General features: G+C 70.7%; 1 protein-coding gene. It reads left to right on the forward strand.

Translation table 11 applies throughout. The features are described from left to right. Positions 1-137: 137 nt before the first annotated feature. Positions 138-1,739, forward strand: a 1,602-nt coding sequence (gene scpA / locus ND748_RS31370) for a methylmalonyl-CoA mutase (RefSeq protein WP_251749915.1), incomplete at its 3' end; no start/stop codon positions are given.

Consider the following 1,739-nt stretch of genomic DNA (forward strand, 5'->3'; position numbering starts at 1 on the left):
CGCCAGGTGTGGCTCGCCGGCCAGCCGGGCTCGCGCGCCCAGGCCGACGCCGAGGCGGGCATCGACGGGTACGTCTTCACAGGATGCAATGCGGTCGCCGTGCTCCAGGCGTCGCAGGCCGAGGCGGGAGTGCGCTGATGTCCGTGGACAGTTCGAACCGGCGCGCCGCCGCCATCCCGGACTTCTCCCAGGTGGAGCTCGGCGGGCCGCCGGCCGGCGCGGACACCCCCGAGGCCGAGTGGCGCACCGCGCTGGAGGCGGCGACCGGCAAGGACGTCGACGCCCTGACCTGGGACACCCCCGAGGGCATCGCGGTCAAGCCGCTCTACACCGCCAGCGACACCGCGAACCTCGACTTCCTGCGCACCTACCCGGGCGTCGCGCCGTTCCTGCGCGGCCCGTACCCGGCGATGTACGTGACCCAGCCGTGGACGATCCGCCAGTACGCCGGGTTCTCCACGGCGGCGGCGTCGAACGCGTTCTACCGGCGCAACCTGGCCGCCGGCCAGAAGGGCCTGTCGGTCGCCTTCGACCTGCCGACCCACCGCGGCTACGACTCCGACCACCCGCGGGTCACCGGCGACGTCGGCATGGCCGGGGTGGCCATCGACTCCATCCTCGACATGCGCCAGCTCTTCGACGGCATCCCGCTGGACCGGATGAGCGTGTCGATGACCATGAACGGCGCGGTGCTGCCGGTGCTCGCGCTCTACATCGTGGCGGCCGAGGAGCAGGGGGTGGCCCCGGCGCAGCTTGCCGGGACCATCCAGAACGACATCCTCAAGGAGTTCATGGTCCGCAACACCTACATCTACCCGCCGCAGCCGTCGATGCAGATCATCTCGGACATCTTCTCGTTCACCTCGCAGAAGATGCCGAAGTTCAACTCGATCTCCATCTCCGGGTACCACATGCAGGAGGCCGGCGCGACGGCCGACCTGGAGCTCGCCTACACCCTCGCCGACGGCGTCGAGTACCTCCGCGCGGGCCTCGGTGCGGGATTGGCGATCGACGCGTTCGCCCCGCGGCTGTCGTTCTTCTGGGCGATCGGGATGAACTTCTTCATGGAGGTCGCCAAGCTGCGGGCGGCCCGGCTGCTGTGGGCGCGGCTGGTCAACCAGTTCTCCCCGACGAGCTCGAAGTCGCTGTCGCTGCGCACCCACTCGCAGACGTCGGGCTGGTCGCTGACCGCCCAGGACGTGTTCAACAACGTGGTGCGCACCTGCGTGGAGGCGATGGCCGCCACCCAGGGCCACACCCAGTCGCTGCACACCAACGCCCTTGACGAGGCACTCGCGCTGCCCACCGACTTCTCCGCCCGCATCGCCCGCAACACCCAGCTGCTGTTGCAGCAGGAGTCCGGCACCACCCGGGTGATCGACCCGTGGGGCGGCAGCCACTACGTCGAGCGGCTCACCTACGACCTGGCCCGCAAGGCGTGGGGGCACATCAGCGAGGTCGAGGCCTCCGGCGGGATGGCGCAGGCCATCGACGCCGGCATCCCCAAGATGCGCATCGAGGAGGCCGCCGCGCGCACCCAGGCGCGCATCGACGCCGGCCGTCAGCCGCTCATCGGGGTGAACAAGTACCGCGTCGACGCCGACGAGGCGATCGAGGTCCTCAAGGTCGACAACTCGGCGGTGCGCACCGAACAGATCGACAAGCTGCGCCGGCTGCGCGCCGAGCGCGACCCGGACGCGGTCGAGGCGGCGCTGCACGCGCTCACCGCGGCCGCGGAC

Origin of the sequence: Frankia sp. AiPs1 (genome assembly GCF_023716945.1) — a bacterium.
GTDB lineage: Bacteria > Actinomycetota > Actinomycetes > Frankiales > Frankiaceae > Frankia.